Source organism: Thalassotalea psychrophila (assembly GCF_031583595.1).
Taxonomy (GTDB): domain Bacteria; phylum Pseudomonadota; class Gammaproteobacteria; order Enterobacterales; family Alteromonadaceae; genus Thalassotalea_A; species Thalassotalea_A psychrophila.
Genome location: NZ_CP134145.1, coordinates 4,687,231 through 4,706,038, shown reverse-complemented (window position 1 = coordinate 4,706,038; position 18,808 = coordinate 4,687,231). Strand labels below are relative to the sequence as shown.

The following is an 18,808-nucleotide window of genomic DNA, read 5'->3' as shown; positions in this document are numbered from 1 at the left end:
GTTTACTGAGAAACTGTTATGTTCCGTTATATTATCTTGTTAATTTCAATTATCAGCCTTTGCGCTTGCAGCCCGAATAATTCTGAAATTACCCTCATTGTAAAAGTACCAGAAAACACGCCACAACATTCTAAGCTCACATTAGGCGGCGATTTCAACAGCTGGGATCCGACTGCAGACGGCTTTGAAATGACAGCAAAGGGAGACGGTATATTTGAATACAATTTCCCAACTTTTGAAAAAGGAAAAATACTTAACTTTAAAGTAACCCGGGGAAGTTGGGACACCGTTGAAATTTCGGATACTGGCGCTAACCGAGATAACAGAAATTATACTGTTAGTGGTCATACACAAGTTATTAATATTGAAGTCGCCGACTGGACCGACTTGTCGACTAAAGAAGCCCCAAGTACGGTTGTTGGTACAGTAGTAGTTGAGGATATTGAATTACCTACATTTAAAGGACAAAGAAAGGTAAGAATATACTTACCGCCTCACTACAAGGATTCTAACGAGCGTTTTCCTGTTATTTACATGACCGATGGACAAAATGTTTTTGATGATAAAACGGCAAACGCTGGCGAATGGCAAATGGACGAACTGATGGAAAAGTTTGCAGAGAACGGATCAGCTTTAACATCAATTGTAGTTGCAGTAGACCATGCTGGAGATAACAGACGAATGGAATACTTACCATTTAATGATGACGATAAAGTAGCGCATGGTATAGATGGTAAGCATTTGGCAGAGGCCAAAGGTGCAGAGTTTGCAGATTGGTTGGTTAATGAACTTAAGCCGAGTATTGATAAGCAATATCGCAGCAAACCAGAGCGGGAATATACCAGCTTAATGGGCAGCTCTATGGGAGGGTTAATTTCTTGCTATACCGCTTTACGTCATCAGGAAGTAATATCTAAAGCTGCCTGTCTTTCGTCTGCATTTTTAAAACGATTAGTTGGTTCTCATTTTATTGATTACATTAAACAAACACCAAAAAAATACCCGATGAAGTTCCATATAGACATAGGTGATAATGAATTTGGACTATTTGGTGACAATATTCTTAAAGAAACACAAGAAGTCTACGAAGAACTTTTGTTGGCTGGTTTTAACAAACCGGAATTAAGGTATCAAATTATACAAGGCGGTACCCATGATGAGCCTAGCTGGAGAAGCCGAACAGAAGATATTTTATTATGGCTGAATAAGTCATAAAAATACTTACCCTATTACAAAGCCTTTTAGTTAGGTTTACCTGTCTTTATGTAAAGTGAGCTTGACATCTGGTTGGTTGAGGTTTAATCTACCTGAAAGTAAAGTACGTTTTACATTATGACAAACAAGGTAGACTTATGAATAAGCAAGTAACAGAACCGAATGAGTGGCAAGCACGAACCAAGAAAAATACATTCAAGTTGGGAATGTGGACATTAGCATGGGTAATAACCTCGGCAATCGCTGCATTTGCCCCTAGGTTTATATGGGACTTCGATACTCTACTGACTGTTATAGGTGTATTGGTAAATGTGTGTGTTGGTTTTGGTATGATTTTCGCTAACAAAAGGTATCTACAGGGTTTAGATGAAATGCAGCAAAAAATTCAGTCTGAAGCCATGGCTCTTTCATTAGGTGTTGGTTTAGTTTTAGGCTTAGGCTATGAGCTGTTGGAGGATATCAAATTAATAGGTTTCGAGCCTGAAATTTCACATTTAGTCATTGTTATGTGTATAACCTACGGCATAGGGATTATTAAAGGCGGAGCAAAATATCGATGAAAAACCGCTTAAAAGTACTGCGCGCTGAGCGAGATTGGACGCAGGCAGATCTTGCAAATGCTCTAGAAGTTTCCAGACAAACGGTTAATGCGATAGAAAAAGGTAAGTTTGATCCAAGTTTACCGTTAGCATTTAAAACCGCACGGTTGTTTGAGTTATCTATTGAACAAATATTTCAGGATGAAGGATAAAATTTGAGGGCCATAGTCAAAGTTCAATACAATAAACTGCCTATGGCCCTAGGATTTACTTTTTATGTTCTTTAACTTGGCTCCAACATAATGCTGAAATCGTTAAGGCGATGCCACATAAAATGAATATGGCGCTCTTGTCATTCGTTTGTGAAATGAATAAACCGACACCCAAGCTAACCAACAACTGCGGAATAACAACCGACAAGTTAAATAAGCCCATGTACATGCCCATTTTATTTTGGTCAATTTTCTCCGACATGATGGCAAAAACTAAACTGATCACCGCCGACCAACCAATGCCTAATATTGCCATTAAAAAGTACAAGGTATATTCTGAATGCCCCAAAAATGCCACCAAAAAGTATCCTGTAGCCATAGACGCGATACAGTAAGTGTGCACTTTTACCCGTCCAAATTTTGTTGCCAGAGGTTCAAGTAATAATGTTGGTAATAATGCCGACACAGCACTCAAAACAAGAAAGCTTATTGAGATAATTTTACCTAACTCATCATCACCAATACCACTCATTTTGTCTTGTAAAAATGCAAAAATAAACACGAACATAGTTTGAATGCCAATCCAGCTAAATGAGTGTGCGGCTAATATTTTTCGAAATCCAACTAAACCAGCTTCTTGCTCAGGTTTATCATCCTCAGTAGCTCGCATGGTTTGAACTACCCAAACAATAGTAAGTAATGCGCAGATAATTTCGGCATAATAGTTATTAACAGTTATGCCTGATAACTGACGGCCCATTGCATAAATGTCATAGATGATAAAACCCCATAACGGTTTTATGTTGATCATAATATCTTTAAACGACAGCGATTCAGTTTTAGCAGCGTGCTCACTAACGTTCAGTTCTTTCGGTTCAGTAATAAAAAACGGCGGGAAAATAGATAAGACCAGTACTAATGCAGCGCCAAAATAAATAAGAACGAAGTTTCCCCAAATTGCACCGATCGCGTACGCTAAAACGCCAAACGTACCGGAAATGGTTTGCATCCAGGTGTAACCACGAGTTCTTTTTTCACCCTCTGGTGTTACATCCGCAATAATTGAGCGCGTTGGATTAAAGCCAATATTAATCGATAAATCTAGAGTTAACGCTATGGCGATCGCAACAGCTAGAATTGCTTCAATGCCAAGGCTTTTTGATACAATATCAATGTTTGGTAGTGCTAATAGCATTAATCCAGCTAAAACACCGCCGATTAAAATGAATGGTCGACGGCGGCCATTCCAAAACCATACATTGTCAGAAATAATACCTATAATTACTTGACCTAAAATGCCAGCAATTGGACCCGCGGCCCAAACCAAACCTACTTCGTGAATATCCAGCCCATATTGGGTAGTTAATATCCAACTTAACGCCGAAATTTGCACTGACAAGGCAAACCCCATAGCGGTAGAAGGTAAGCTAAGCAGCGCATAAAAGCGTTTACTCAGATTTTGTTGTATTGCTAGCATTGTTTTCCCCAATATTGATTGTGAGTTGTTCTTATGGCGCTGTTAATTTTATTATGGTTTTAAGTATTAACAGTCGAAATTCGTTGATTGTCGTTACGGAACAGGTTGTCCGTTTCGTGCTTGTAATAAGCGATACCAATCTTCGCGCGAGTAATTCAGTTCAAGGGCTTGTTTAGTCGCAACAATGCGCTGTGGGTTGGTTGTGCCAACAATAGGGCAAATCTTAGCTGGATGCTTTAATAACCAAGCAAAGGCGACAATCCATTTTTCACAACCATAAATTTGTGCTTGGCGATCAAACTCTTGATGAATTCGAGCCACATCCTCACTGCTAAAGGTATTGCCCCAAGCTTCATAAACAACTGTAGCGATTGGACACCAAGCCATAGGCGTAATGTTGTGTTGCATGCATTGATCCAGCGTACCGTCGGTAAACGAACTGATGTTATGAATATTAATTTCAACTTGGTTTACCATTAACTTTTCTGTTGTCGCAGCTTGTAACAAACTCACTTGTGAAGGGCTAAAATTACTGACACCAAAGTGTTTCACTTTGCCTTGACGCTTAAGAAGCTCAAACGTTTCTGCGACTTCTTGTGGGTCAAATAAGTAATCTGGACGATGTAACAAGAATAAGTCTAAGGCTTCAACGTTAAGGCGCTCTAACGAGCCTTCTACTTGCTTAATTAAATAATCCCTTGAAAAATCATAACGGCCAACATCTCCATCATTGGGAGTATTGGCAAAACGAATGCCAGCTTTAGAGGTGATAATTAGTTGTTCGCGTAGCTCTGGGCTTTCTTTTAACACTTGCCCAAAAATTCGTTCACATTCGCCGCCGCCATAAATATCAGCGTGATCAAAGTGATTATAACCGGCATCAATGGCGCTGCGGATCGCAAGTTTGCCTTGTGCTATGGCGTCGCTAGAGTTGTCGCCGTTAATACGCATACAACCATAAATGAGTCTTGATGAGACTTTGCTCAAGTTACCTATTTGTATTGTTTTCATAAATTCACTTATTCACAGTAATATTAGTTAAAGAAACTTTGTGCAAATTCAAAACTTTGCTTACCTATTTTAGCTCCTATTACCCTTCCTGGTAAATCATCGGCAGGAGGGTGGATGCCTCCCCATATACGGGAGAGACTACATTGATCAGATGCATCTTTGTAAGTTGCCCATTGTAAAGTCATGTCGATACTTGGACCTTGCTCGAAAACTAAAAACTCATCTGCTTTAATTGAAAACTCACTCATTCCTCCCGGGAAATATGAATCACCTGTCATCGCTGTCATTAAATCAGCGGCAGCTCTCGAATAAGTTGAGTGACCTGAAACATAACCGGCAAATGGCGGGGTAACAAAAGAAGGGCGCTGATATGGCCACCAATTTTCAGCTAAGATCCAATCAACATCTGCTAAATCAGAGTCAGGATTATCAATATATTCTGGTCCTTTCCAAGATAGCACTTTAATTTTCCCCAAGTGCTCATTATCTTCCCCTACAAGCGGGTCATTCGCGCTAACCAGTTCAATGTAATTATCAATTAAAGGCAAGCCGTTTATATGAAATGACGGTAGATTTTCATTAGTACTTTGGCCTAAATCAGCCATTGCTCTAATTGCCGATACCGGGCGAATATAATCGTAATGCCCTTTAATGCCCCATGCTGTTATTGCTGAGTCATGCATGGTACCGCCCATGGCAAAATAGGTTTTTATATCCCATTCCAGGTTGCCAAGTAAGTCACCTTCACCTTGCCAGCGTTTTTCCAGTAAGGAGTGATCACTTACCGTATTTAAAATGACAAACCAATGTCCTGGTGGTGTTTCAGATTCGGGTCCATCAGCCCAAAACTCAGCTAATACTCTGGCATAGTCACTACGTGGTACTAATTGCTCTTCGTATGGTTGATTAGTTACCGGGTTAGTTTTATAGCCAGAACTGCTGTCGCCACCGTTAAGCTGATTGTAAAACTGAGGGTAGTCTTTAAACAATTCAGGATATGAAGATATGTTACCTAAGCTGTTAGGTGATATGTCCCACACTTCATCATTATTTTTGCCCAAATGCGCCGACCAAACGGCAACTAGACTGAATCCCCACTTATATTCTTCACTTAAATCACCTTCGATAGTTGGAGGCATACCTGGGTCGAAATAAACCTGATAATCGAAATCATCACGGGGATAAGTTGTTTTATCGTTTTCTGATAGGGCAAAAGGTATCACTTGACCCCACTCAGGACCTAAAAACTCAGGAATACTATCAACAGGATTGCCGGCTTGATCTATATATCCTTCTATAGATAAAGGTTGCCAATGGTCTAAATCTGTTATGTTTGGATTTCCAGGGCGATTCAGACCTAGCTCTAAAGGTGCATTAACGGGTTGATAGGCGGTGTTGGCATAACCCAGTTGCTCATTTGCACCGTCTTGAAAACCAAATTGAATATAACAATCAGCAATATGATTGCCTAATGCAGCAACGGAATTTTCTGTTGTGTCATTAATATCATAACCAAGGTTTGACATTAATCCATCCGCCTTTTCCATTATAGAATGAACCCCTGGGGAATTTCTAAAGCGATGTTCAACTAAACGGTAGGCAGCATAGCTAATTGCTTCCTCTTGGTTTTCTAAGTAATTATTATCAGTGTTAATAGTTTGTGCTGAACAACTGAAGCCGGCAACGCTATTGTTATACAAGAAAGGTGTTGCACTTTCATCAAAAGTAGCCCATGCATCAAACATAGCTGATGATGTATGGAATAAATTTCGGGCATGTACAGTTGGTCTGGCATAATCATTTCGAATGCCATGTAATATCACTTCATTCCATTGCCTGGCTACGGAATGGCCTGCTCTTTCTGTTATGTTTTGTTCTTCTATGGTTGTATTATCACTAGAGTCATTACAGGCAGCTATCGCCAATATTAATAACGCAGAACTAGATAGTTTAATTAGGTTGTTGTTCATCTTAGGAGGTCTCTAAATTCTTTCGATAATAAGAAATTGGTTACTATCAACATCATTGATTTTGGTTTCTTTACTATCTGGCCAAACAATACGAATATATTCGATATTTGTGGTTTTATGTAGGCCGAAATGTGCTTCAACTGGGTTTTGAGAAACAAAGTTGTTGCCGGTGCGTAATTCTCGCATCTGCTGGCTAGTGGTTGTTTTAACATAGATACGTGCACCAATAGCTTGCGTATTCGTAGTTTTTTCAACTAAACGAATATTAATAAAATTGTTGTTTGTACCTTGATTACAAAATAATTTTGGCGGTTGATTGTGATTGGCAATATATAAATCTTGATCGCCATCTTTATCATAATCGAAACACACCAGACCACGACCCATGGCTTTATCATCTATGCCAGCGGCTAGTGCTGATTCTGTAAATGTACCGTCGCCATTGGCCATAAATAACCGAGAAGGGTCGTCCTTAAACATAGGATCTATATCATCGCCTTCCATGCCATTTACATGAAAAATATCTAAATGACCATCATTGTTAAAGTCACTAAAACAACTCGCCCAACCCCAATAGCCATGACGTACACCAGTTTCATCGGTTTTATCAATAAAAGTGCCATCACCTTGGTTTTGATAAAAGCGGTTACCAGGAGTTAACCAGCCAAAATGTTTCACTCCATCTTTAAAAGATATTGCTGATACAAACCAATCCAAATCACCGTCGTTATCATAATCACCTATCGCTGAGCCCATGCCGGCGTTATCAGTAATGACATCTGTGTTGGTAAAGTCTTTAAACGTACCATCCTGATTATTGATGAAAACTTTGGTTAAATTGTTATCAGTGACTAACAATAAATCTTGCCAGCTGTCGTTATTTATATCGGCAAAGCTTGGGGTAAATGTTCTGTCGCGAATGCTTAGTTTGTCTATTCCTGCCGCTAAGCTGACATCGGTAAAAGTTAGGTCACCATTATTGCGCCAAAAATAAGGGTAATGCTCGAACGTGTCATCATCATAATGAGTCACAAATAAATCTAAATCATTATCTTTATCATAATCACCCCATGTTGCAGAGAAATTGTTGGTAGGTAAATTTAGCCCTGATTGTTCAGTAATATCGGCAAACTTTTCATTACCGGTATTGATAAATAATCGGGGTTTTGCACCGCCAACGCTACCAACAAATAAATCCAATAAGCCATCACCGTCAATATCTGCAAACGATGGACCACTGCCTCGGTTTAATAGGTCTACATTGGCAAAGTTAGCATCATCTTTAAATGAACCATCTTGTTGATTAATTAATAATAAATTTGGCTGGCCTGCACCACCAATTGCATATAAGTCTGTCCAGCCATCACTATTAAAATCTCCTGCGGCTACACCACCTGACATGCCTAGAATACCATCGCCATTGGGCATAGAATGGCTAAAGTTCAGGCCTGCTTGTTGAGATATTTCAGTGAATTTAACTGTGCTGTTTTCTACTGCAGATGAATGGCACTGATCAGTGCTGGAAGTTTGTGCGCTTGCATAACTAATTGAAACTGGCTCACCAATAATATTACTTGTTGGTGCTATAACAGTTGGTTTTTCTGTTGTACTTCCCCCGCCTCCACCACAAGCTGTAATGATACTAGTAAAAGCTAAAATAACTAGGCTGTTAAGTTGATTGTTTGTTTTCATACTTTATACCACTTTAAACTTAAATGTATGATATTACTTAAATATTTATCGGGTTTAAGCACATGGTACTGTTATTAATCGCTCGAGCAAAATATTTATATCTAAGAAATATGTCTTTCGTTAAAACGTTATAGTTAAAGAGATATTTCTTAAAAATAAAAAAGGAGCAACATAAACGTTGCTCCTATTTTTTAAGGTCTATTACATAGTGTAGTTAACACCAAAGTAAATAGTTCTACCGAAGTATTGGATAGTACCTGTACGTGATGTGTCACCAAAATATGAAACATTTGGTTCATCTGTAAGGTTGTCTACCGATAACACTGTTTGCAGGTTTTCTGTCCAGTTATATGATGTTTGAGCTGAAACTATAGTTTCTTTCTCAAAATACGCTGACTGACTGTCACCAATGGCAATTTGACGGCCTAAGTACTCGGCACGATGTCTTGCACTAACTCGTGCAGAGAACTTGTCATCATAATCATAGAAGATGGTTGCACTGTATACACGTGGTGAAAGACCTTCAATTGGACCCGGTGCAGAATCTTCACCAGGTACGTTTGATGGACGTTCAATTTCACTCTCTGTGTATGAGAAATTCAAGTTAGCACCTAGGCCAGAAAATGCGCCAGGTAAAAATTTAAATGTTTGTGTATAACCAATTTCGATACCGCGAATATAGCCACCTTCAGCATTATTTTCGATATGAGTATAATCACCATTTTCCCAAACTAATTCTTCACCAGTAGTTTCATCAAACTGCTTGTCTGCAGGAACCGGTGGTACTTCAATACCAGCCGCTGCATAATCAAAGTTTTCATCAACGATTGTACCAGGGTAGTTTTCAATATCTTTATTCCAAACAGCAAAAACAAAGGCACCGTCAGTTTCTACAAAGTAATGTTCATAAGACACATCAATTTGATCGGCATAAAATGGACGAATAAACGGGCTGGTATTACTATCTAAAGCAATAAAGTTACCATCTACTTCTTGATTAAAAGCAAAGTTACCACTGTTGGCCATATCGCCCATATCAGGACGTGCTAATACTTTTGCATACGCAAAGCGAAGTTGATCATCATCAGTAATGGCAAAGTTCAAGTTAAATGATGGTAAGTAGTCAGTGTACTCTGTACCAACAGTACCTTTTACCCATTCGTCACTAGCAACACCACGGTCATCATAAAGTACATCACCGTTACCGGCACCAACATTAATTAAACCTGTACTTTTTTGCTCAGTTTCAATCGCACGAATACCAAAGTTACCGGTAACTGGCAAATTGAATATTTCAGCATCTATGTTCGCTTGCACGTAAATTGCAGTAACATCTTCTTCAACCATATTACTTTGCGACATGGTCCAAGAATGGTCCCATCGTTTAAGTGGGGTACGATCTACATCAGGGATCCAGGCATTTAAGATATCGGCATTATTTACCGACAAGAAACCAGGCATGCCTGATAGGTCACCACCAATTGATGTTGATGTTGCCATCTCTTCTGGAATTTGAAATGGTTGGTAGCGCGTTGTTTCTGTAGGGTTGCCATCAGCATCGTTAGGACCGTAGACAATGTATTGGCCATTACGCATATTAAAGTCGTTTGTACCATATAAGAAACGACCACGATCTAATTCATATTCTCGATTTGATACCCGTACACCTGCTTCAATTGAGCGAATGTATTCGTTATCAAGCTCGTATACAAAATCAACTCGAACAGCATCAGAAGAGTTTTCTTCGATATGTGGGTACGATTCAGAACTCGTCACCATCATGTGGTTTAAATCGGTAAAATCTTGATTAAAGCTCACATCAGGGATATCTAGGCCATCTAACTCGTAGGTCATAACAATGTTGTCATCAATAACCGGAGTTGCCGCGCTAGAATCTTCAAAATAGGCCATGCGTAACACTTGATCTCGATAAGTTTCTTCCGCTTCAGAATGAGCAAAATCGACAGTCATCATTAATTGATCGTTAATGTCCCATTCACCCTTTAAGCCCCAAGAAAAAACACTACTCTCAGTAGAGTTATCATCAGCTTGAGTTTGCACATTCATATCACGTGCTGAAGTTTTAAATGGTGGAGCATCAATGTCGTTATTAGGATCACGTGAGAATGTGCCACCTAATAATGCACCATTACCAACAACTGGATTGGTTAGTGCTAAGCCAGAATTTGGGTTTTGAATATTATTCAATCCTGATACTCGAATACCACGATCCCATTTGTCAGATTCAAAATCTGAGTAAAATACATCAGCCTGGAAACGTAAATCATCTCTTGGCTCATAGTTTAGAGCTAATACAATGGCGTTACGTTCATCTTCACCGCCGCGCTCATTAAGTTCGAAACCACTCGAAACTAAAATGCTTTCTGGGCCACCATCATAAGAATTTGATAAATCAACGTTATCAAATTGATAGTTAACAAATCGGCTTGAAACCGTTGGTTGAAACATTTGTGCTAAACCAACTGAAACACCGACAGTATCTTCTAAAAATTTACCTTGATAAGACGCGGTTAAACGTCGACCGAAAGTATCCGAGTCTTCATTATCTGCCGCAGCTTCGTTCCAGTTACCATGAGCTGAGAAACGAACTTTAGTATCTTCTTCATTTTGTAGTGCGTTTGCAGTTTGTAATTCGATAGTACCGGCCACACCACCTTCAATAAGTGATGCTTTTTGAGATTTGTATACTTGCGCCTGATGTATCAGTTCTGAAGGGAATTGGTCAAACTGTACATTACGGCCACCAGCTGAAGAAACTTGCTCACGACCATTTAAGGTAGAGAAAACAAAACCGCCAGAAAGACCACGAATATTTAGTTCGCTTGATTGTCCGTCAACTCGAATAGAGGTAACACCAGGTAGTCGAGTTAATGAGTCAGCAATAGATACGTCAGGTAAACCACCAATGTCATCGGCAGATATTGCGTCAACTACTGTATCGGCATAACGTTTGGTATTTAATGATTTGATTACACTGCCACGGAAACCAGTAACTTCAATTACTTCAACTTGTTCTTCATCGATTTCTACGGCTGTTGATTGTTCTGCGGTTGGCGCTTCGCTTTCTTCTTGAGCAAAACTAGGCACGCTAGCAAATGTTAACCCTGCAGCTAAAAGGCTGAGTGTTAAAATGCTGGGTTTGAATTTGTTCATTGTATCTTATTCCTAATAATTTTTTGTATTAGCTAAAGCTCCAAAGCATTGAGATAAATCTCACATGCTGATGAAGAGTTTTAGGAAACTTCCATTTTCCATAAAGTTATGCTTTTTAAGATATACAGTGACATTAATACTATTCCTGATTTTACCGTTGATTACAACTGATAACGATTGGGTTACATTGGGCTAGGCAGGTTAATATCATGTGAAAAAACCCTGCAGACGCTGTTTTGTCTGGGCTTTGGCAAAATCTACAAACATATTGACTTCTAATGAATACGTATTCATGCCTTAAGAGTTAGATTTTAAGAGGAGAGAAGAATAGTATTGTTAATGAATTGTACAGGCTACCTAAAAAGTGGTTCGTGCAATTCAACATATGGATGTTAAGTTTTTTGAGTACGTGACAGTATAAAAAACAACCGTTTCTAGTGAATAGTATAAATATAAATATAAAGCAGAAACTAATTAAAAAATTTGGAGATACTCTATATGTCAAGTTACATAAAACAATTAACTTGTGTAATGTTGGCGTTATCAATAACTGCACTCACTGGGTGTGGTAGTGATGATGATGGCAATGTTGCAACTGAAAGCCCTGTTTGGTGTAAAGCACCAGAAACCTTAACTGAAGATGGTACTGCTTGTGAGTTTATTCCGCAGCAGTGTAATTACCCTGAAGTTCCAGATCCTGATGCTGCTGGCATTTGTATTATGGATACAAATGCCTGGATAGATGGCTCTAACGGAATCACCATGCCAGCACCTAGTTATATTGCCGGTCCTGGTGAATTGGTGGTTTATTATCAGATTGATGATGCTAGCATTGATTTAAGTGCTTGGGGCATACATCATTGGAATAATGCTGATTGTAGCTCATGGGCAGATTTTGGTGCCGATGAAGGTACTGCGTGGGGCGTTCCAACTACCCCAGATGGCGTTGATGAAAATTTTGGTGCTTACTGGATTTTAAATATTATTGATGCGCCAAACTGTGTGAACTTTATTCCTTACGATAATGATTCACTACAAACTCAGGATATTATCTATGATATTTCTACTCCTGAACAAAACCCTACCGGTAATTTATATGTACTAGATTTAGTTGCCGATGATGCCTTTGCTGATTTTATAATTCCTCATCCTCGTACTTTTCCTTCTTTAGTCGTACCTGGTGGCGCATCATTAACTTGTACAGCACCAGAAGTTTTAAACGAAGCTGGCGATGCTTGTATTGCTGACCCTACAGTTTTAGAAACGTTTGTTCCTGCAGAAACAACACTGCATTTACGTGGCGGCTTTAATGACTGGTCTGCCGAAGAAGGTTCAGATTATCAATTCGATTATAACGATGGTGTGTTCACTCTTGTAGCGGCAATTCCAGCATCTGTTGATGCTTACGAGTTTAAAGTTGCTGATTTAAATTGGTCAGAGCCAACCTCATTTGCCGCCATGGAAACTGAAGGTGATGTGGCGCTTGGTGAAGCGAAAACATTAATGGTTGGTGAAGGCGAAGGTGAAAACTTAAAAATTACCGTTACTGCCGATGCTAACTACCAATTCACATTCGACGCAAATGATCCTGAAAACCCTACACTGACTGTAATTGAAGTTACATACGATGGCGTAATGTATGTAAAAGGGTCAATGAATGACTGGTCTAATACCACACCAATGACTTATGAAGGCGATAGCATTTACTCTTTTGTAATGGCTTTAGATGTTACTGAAGTTGATGCGCCTTATGAATTTAAAATTGCCGATAGTAATTGGACTGAAGCTACTAACTTTGGCGCCGCGGTTGGCGAAGAAGCACTTGTAGTTGCTGAAGCTAAAACATTAGTGTTTGGTGAAGGTATTGCCCAAAACATTACTTTAGAAATTGCTACTGCAGCTAACTACAAATTCACTTTAGATGCTACCGACCCAGCAGCACCTGTTGTAACAGTTGAAAATGCAATCCCTTACGGAAATGTAGATTTATTACTTAAAGGCAGCATGAGTGAATGGGGCGGCGTTAGTGACGGTTATACCTTTAGCTATGCAGATAACCACTATACATTATACGCAGTTATTGCTGCTGGTGAGCATGAGTTCAAAATTGCTGATGCTGATTGGACAGCAACTTCTGACATTGCCGGCGTTGATGCTGAATCAGCTGATGTGATTATAGGTGAAGCGTTAACTCTTGCTGTTAAATCAACAACTGGAGAAAACGCTAACCTTAAAATGGACGTTGCTGCCGATGGGTTCTTGATGTTTGACTTAGATGCATCAAACAAAGTGTCTCCGGTACTTACTGTAAGTGAATTTACTCCTTATCAAGCTCGTACTATGTACCTTAAGGGCGACATGAACGGTTGGGGAACTGATGAAGCTTATGCATTTACTTACGACTTAGGTGTTTATACTTTAGAAACAGAGATTGTTGCTGGTACTTATTCATTTAAAATAGCTGATGCTGATTGGTCAGGTGATTCAACTATAGGTCCAGTAACATCTGGAGATGTAGTTAATACTTTAGGTGATGTTCTTACTGCTGGTTTAGCTGAAGACACTGGCGACCAAGGTAATTTGTCTATTACTGTTGATACTACTGCTACACTGGTATTCACGGTAAACGCGATTACGCCTGACATGCCAGAGCTAACGGTTAGTGTGAAATAAAATTTAGTTCACAAATAATATACAAGGGACCTATTTGGTCCCTTTTTGTTTATGGACGAACTATATGCAGAATTGCCAGGGACGGCATTAATTCTGTTTTGTTAATGGACGAACTATATGCAGAATTGCCAGGGACGGCATTAATTCTGTTTTGTTAATGGACGAACTATATGCAGAATTGCCAGGGACGGCATTAATTCTGTTTTGTTAATGGACGATCTAGTTGCAGGACAATTCGTTGAAGAGCAACGCATGGCATTGATGTTGTCTTTAGCTTCGAGTTTAGCCATTAACGTCTATATGGTTAGAAGAGTTTCCTTTCGTATCAACACCTGGATTAATGTTCCAATATGTTTATTGGTATTCCTAGCTGCTATTGCTTGGCTTACTGTTAGTGGTAATGCAATAAAAGTTGCGCGAGCAAAACTTATCAAAGCGTTGCATTATGAATAGATACTTATAATCGGGCTGAACGAATACTATAACAATAGTTGCTTAATTAGCTGAATACGTATGCAATTTGTGCTCGCCAAGGCTGATTTATTAACTGAATACGTATGCAATCCCTATCTATAAAAGCAGCGAGCAATTAGCATGTTTTATAGACATATAATTAATAAGAGATAAAGCCATGATCGTTCATTGGATGAAAACCCTGCTAGTTACGACTGTTGTTTCTACAACCCTGATTGGTTGTGGAGGAGGAGGCGGTGGTGGCGACTCTACTTCTGGCAATAAAACAACTAATAATTTACCGGTAATTGCCGGCTTTTCAACCAGTATTAATAATGAAGACGGTAGTGTTGAATTCTCTTGGGATATATCTGATCCGGATAACGACTCACTAACGTGTTCTATAAGCCTTGGTGATAATACTGACACTCAAGAGTTAGCTAATTGTGCTAGTAACAATACGTTTTCACATGCTTATTCAGCAAGCGGAACTTATATTGCGGTACTGAATGTTGCTGATGCTGCAGGAAGTGTTGAGCGTAGCGTTAAAATAGAATTGCAACTTGTTGATCCAAGTCTACCTGAGCCAGTTGTTAGTGCAACCGATGGACAGATGGTGGTCTTTTATAATCGCAGTGATGATGACTACGCTGATTGGATATTGCACCTTTGGAATAATGAAAATTGTAATGCTTATAGTGATTATGCTGCTGATGCTGGTAGCGAGTGGGCAACTGGTGTGCAATCGACAGGGATAGACCCGAATTATGGCGCTTACTGGGTGATAAGCACTAACACTGATGCTGATTGTGCCAATTTTATCGTCCATAAAGGTGATGAAAAAGATATCGGCGGTGCGGATTTAAGAGCGAATCTAGTTAAGGGCAATATGATATGGACATTATCAGGATTTCCAGATCTGTTTTATGTACCAACAGCAATTCCTGAAGGCGTAAGAATTGAAAATACTGCGGCGCATTGGGCTACAGCTGATACATTGTTTTTGGCTGAATCGTCAGCGTCAATCACTAAAGTCAGAGTGTATAGTTCTGATGTTGACGAATTAGGTTTTGATGGTGAAACTGGTATTTCAGGTGATAATTATATTGAATTTTATCCACAAACATCAGGTACACATCCTGCAACCAGTCTAGACATTCCCCGTTACAAAGACCTTGCGGCGTTTACTGCAGATAGTGTTGATATTGCAAAAGCAAAGCAAATGCTAACCGGCAAATTATTAGCAATAGCTTATGCTGGCGATAGCGTAGTCTCGGCTACATATGTGCAAACGCCAAAAGTGATTGATGCCTTATACACCCAAGCTAGCAATGATGCTAACGAAGCCACTTTAGGTCTAATTTATAGCGATTCGGCTATTGTTGCTAACCTTTGGTCACCAACGGCTAAACAAGTTACTGTTAAAGTATTTAACGACAATAAAGTATTACAAACCAGCTATGAGATGAGCGTAAGTAACGACAGCGGCGTTTGGTCTACCGACTTACCTTTAAGTGTTGATCGACAATTTTATCAGTACGAGATTAATGTTTTTCATGCGCAGAACCAGCGCTTTGAAACAGTTACTAGCACCGACCCTTATTCTGTTTCTTTATCGACTAACGGCAACTACTCGCAGTTTGTTAATTTAAATGATGACGATTTAAAGCCTTTAGATTGGGATGGACATGCGGTCCCTGAAATTGACAATTTTGAAGATACTATGGTTTATGAAGGTCATATTCGTGATTTCAGTATTCGCGATGAAAGTACTTCTGTTGAAAACCGCGGTAAATATTTAGCCTTTACTGAAACGGACTCTGCACCGGTTAAACATTTACAAGCGTTAGCGAATAGTGGCTTAACCCATTTTCAGTTTTTACCGGTAAATGATATTGCCAGCATTGGTGAAGATAGTAGTGATAGAGTTAATATCAACAACACTGTGGCAGAGTTATGTGCCGTGGCAAGTAACGCTCCTGTCTGTGGTGTGGAATCGAATGATGCAACCTTATTATCGGTCTATGAAAGTTATGATCCAAGCAGCACTGATGCACAAGCATTAGCACAATCACTACGCGGCTTAGATAGTTTTAACTGGGGTTATGATCCAGAGCATTTCAATACTCCAGATGGCAGCTATGCTTCAAATTCTGACGGCGTTGCGCGCATCATTGAAATGCGTTCAATGAATAAAGCACTTCATGATATCGGCTTAAGGGTTGTTCTTGATGTTGTTTATAATCATACCAGTACATCAGGTTTGTGGGAAAACTCAGTACTAGATAAAGTAGTTCCTGGTTATTATCATCGCCGTGATTTAATTACCGGTAATGTTGAAAATGCAACCTGTTGTCAAGATACCGCGCCAGAACACGAAATGATGCAAAAGTTGATGGTTGACTCTCTAATGCAGTGGACCTCAGCATATAAATTTGATGGTTTCCGCTTTGACATAATGAGTAATAATTCTGTTGAATCTATTACTTCTGCTCGCGCTGCAGTACAAGCAATTGACCCGGATAATTATTTTTATGGTGAAGGTTGGACTCGAGCAGATAAAGGCTATGTTCAGGCAGATCAAAATAATATTGCCGGTATGCAAGTAGGTACGTTTAATGATCGCCCAAGAGATATAATTCGCAGCGCATCTTTATTTCAATCCTCGGGCAGTTTAAATGACCAAGACATTATTCGTTTAGGTTTAGCAGGTACTCAGGCCAACTACTTGCTTGAAGATCAAAGCGGTAACGTCAAGTCAGGTAAAAACTTCTCGCAATCTGCCTACGGCAAAGACCCTGCTGATATTATTAATTATGTGTCAAAGCATGATAATGAAACCCTATGGGATCAATTACAATATGGTTTACCAACCGGTATGGCCCGAGCTGATCGTGTAAGGGTGCAAAATATTGCCGCCACAATTCCATTATTAAGCCAAGGTATTCCATTTTTCCAATTAGGTGGAGATTTACTTCGCTCAAAATCAATGGACAGAAATACTTATGATGCTGGTGATTGGTTTAACTATGTCGACTTCACTAAAACCACTAACAACTGGAATGTAGGCTTGCCGTTAGCTGAAGATAATGAAGCTAAGTGGAGTTTGATGTCGGCCCTCAACGGCAATGCTAATATCAGTATTACGGCGACAGACATTCAACTTGCCAGTGATGTGTTTAAAGATTTTGTCGCAATTCGTTCAGCAAGTCCTTTGTTTCGACTTACGACAACGGCAGATATTATTGATCGAGTTGGCTTTCACAATACCGGCTCTAGTCAAACTCAGGGTTTGATTGTTATGAGCCTGGATGATGGTTTAGGCTTAACGGATTTAGATACTGAAAATGATGCTATTGTGGTGGTTATTAATGGCTCTGCTGTTGAGCAATCTCATACAATTGTCAGTGCAAATGACTTTGAATTAAATGCTATCCAACAAATATCAAATGATAGCGTGGTTAAAACATCGACCTACACCCAAGGCGTTGGCGAAGGTACATTTACAGTGCCCGCATACACTACGGCGGTATTTGTAAAACCACAAAGCGGTGCTCAAGGGCAAGGTTTGGCAGCAGATGCAACGCTAAATGCTCCTGATATTGCTCCTTACGGTGATACTGAAATTTACCTTAGTGGCAGTATGAATAATTGGGGTTCGCCAAGTTTCACCAGCGGTGATACGTTTACCTATCAAGGCAATGGAATATATAGTTTAAGCGTTGATTTAGCCGTTGGAACTCATACGTTTGCGATAACAGATTTAACTGAGAGTATTGTTGACTTAGGCTTTAATGAGGTTGATTTTACTGCTGATTCAGTAGCCGCCAGTGCCGATGTGGATGGTAATATTGTTATTAACTTAGCTACTGCGAGCAATTATCAATTCAGCTTAAATGCCGCAAAAATTACGCCAGAACTATCTATTATTAGTAAAGTAGAAACGATAAATTGTGCATTATTACCTGACTCAGCTGATGCTATTCCATTTGATATTGCCGGTAGTGGCGAGCTTTATGTTCGTGGTAGCCATTCAGGTTGGAATGCCGAAGAGCAATTTAGGCTTCATTATAAAGGCAACAATGTTTATCAGGCTGTGGCAGATTTTGATGGTGATTTTGAATTTAAGTTAGCATCAGATGATGGCAGCTGGACAACTCAACTGTGGGTACCTCAAGCAGCTGGCAATGATATTAATACTGATAATTTAGACGTTGGCATAACTTATCCAATTGCTTACGAGGGAACGGGGACAAGTAATAATCAAACAATACTGCCGCAAGGACAATATAGTTTCTTACTCACTTTAGACTCTGCTAACCCAAGCAAAGACTATAATGTGGGTAGTTTAATTATCCAACAATGTGAGTAATTTATTACCAGGGTCTATCT

11 protein-coding genes are annotated in these 18,808 nt (G+C 39.5%); 6 read left to right on the top strand and 5 right to left on the bottom strand.

Going from position 1 to position 18,808, the window contains the following annotated elements; genetic code table 11:
• Nucleotides 1-18: 18 nt before the first annotated feature.
• The 3 genes from RGQ13_RS19630 to RGQ13_RS19620 all read left to right on the top strand — a co-directional run bounded on the left by RGQ13_RS19630 (nucleotide 19) and on the right by RGQ13_RS19620 (nucleotide 1,966).
• Nucleotides 19-1,215, top strand: coding sequence for an alpha/beta hydrolase (locus RGQ13_RS19630; protein ID WP_348391422.1), 1,197 nt, complete (start codon nucleotides 19-21; stop codon nucleotides 1,213-1,215).
• 137 nt (nucleotides 1,216-1,352) lie between these two features.
• The gene (locus tag RGQ13_RS19625; protein ID WP_348391421.1) at nucleotides 1,353-1,775 is read left to right on the top strand and encodes a hypothetical protein; all 423 of its coding nucleotides are present in this window, start codon (nucleotides 1,353-1,355) and stop codon (nucleotides 1,773-1,775) included.
• Nucleotides 1,772-1,966: a helix-turn-helix transcriptional regulator gene (locus RGQ13_RS19620; RefSeq protein ID WP_348391420.1), complete on the top strand. Its 195-nt coding sequence runs from the start codon at nucleotides 1,772-1,774 to the stop codon at nucleotides 1,964-1,966. The genes RGQ13_RS19625 and RGQ13_RS19620 overlap by 4 nt, the downstream gene beginning before the upstream one ends.
• A gap of 55 nt (nucleotides 1,967-2,021) precedes the next feature.
• On the opposite strand, the gene RGQ13_RS19615 is transcribed toward RGQ13_RS19620, so the two are convergent.
• The 5 genes from RGQ13_RS19615 to RGQ13_RS19595 all read right to left on the bottom strand — a co-directional run bounded on the left by RGQ13_RS19615 (nucleotide 2,022) and on the right by RGQ13_RS19595 (nucleotide 11,290).
• Entirely contained in the window at nucleotides 2,022-3,443 is a 1,422-nt protein-coding gene (locus RGQ13_RS19615; RefSeq protein WP_348391419.1) for an MFS transporter, read from the bottom strand.
• A 93-nt stretch (nucleotides 3,444-3,536) separates the two neighbouring features.
• Nucleotides 3,537-4,454 (bottom strand): aldo/keto reductase, encoded by a 918-nt coding sequence (locus RGQ13_RS19610; RefSeq protein ID WP_348391418.1) that lies wholly within the window; start codon nucleotides 4,452-4,454, stop codon nucleotides 3,537-3,539.
• 23 nt (nucleotides 4,455-4,477) lie between these two features.
• Complete coding sequence (locus RGQ13_RS19605; protein ID WP_348391417.1) at nucleotides 4,478-6,424, bottom strand: vanadium-dependent haloperoxidase; 1,947 nt, start codon at nucleotides 6,422-6,424, stop codon at nucleotides 4,478-4,480.
• Between the two features lie 12 nt (nucleotides 6,425-6,436).
• Nucleotides 6,437-8,116 carry a CRTAC1 family protein gene (locus tag RGQ13_RS19600; RefSeq protein ID WP_348391416.1) on the bottom strand — a complete coding sequence of 560 codons (1,680 nt, stop codon included), beginning with the start codon at nucleotides 8,114-8,116 and terminating at the stop codon, nucleotides 6,437-6,439.
• 201 nt (nucleotides 8,117-8,317) lie between these two features.
• Nucleotides 8,318-11,290, bottom strand: coding sequence for a TonB-dependent receptor (locus RGQ13_RS19595; RefSeq protein ID WP_348391415.1), 2,973 nt, complete (start codon nucleotides 11,288-11,290; stop codon nucleotides 8,318-8,320).
• Nucleotides 11,291-11,788: 498 nt separating this feature from the next.
• On the opposite strand from RGQ13_RS19595, the gene RGQ13_RS19590 reads away from it, so the two are divergent.
• The 3 genes from RGQ13_RS19590 to RGQ13_RS19580 all read left to right on the top strand — a co-directional run bounded on the left by RGQ13_RS19590 (nucleotide 11,789) and on the right by RGQ13_RS19580 (nucleotide 18,788).
• Complete coding sequence (locus RGQ13_RS19590; protein WP_348391414.1) at nucleotides 11,789-13,963, top strand: pullulanase-associated domain-containing protein; 2,175 nt, start codon at nucleotides 11,789-11,791, stop codon at nucleotides 13,961-13,963.
• Between the two features lie 210 nt (nucleotides 13,964-14,173).
• Nucleotides 14,174-14,416, top strand: coding sequence for a hypothetical protein (locus RGQ13_RS19585; protein WP_348391413.1), 243 nt, complete (start codon nucleotides 14,174-14,176; stop codon nucleotides 14,414-14,416).
• 178 nt (nucleotides 14,417-14,594) lie between these two features.
• Entirely contained in the window at nucleotides 14,595-18,788 is a 4,194-nt protein-coding gene (locus RGQ13_RS19580) for an alpha-1,6-glucosidase domain-containing protein (protein ID WP_348391412.1), read from the top strand.
• Nucleotides 18,789-18,808 lie beyond the last annotated feature (20 nt).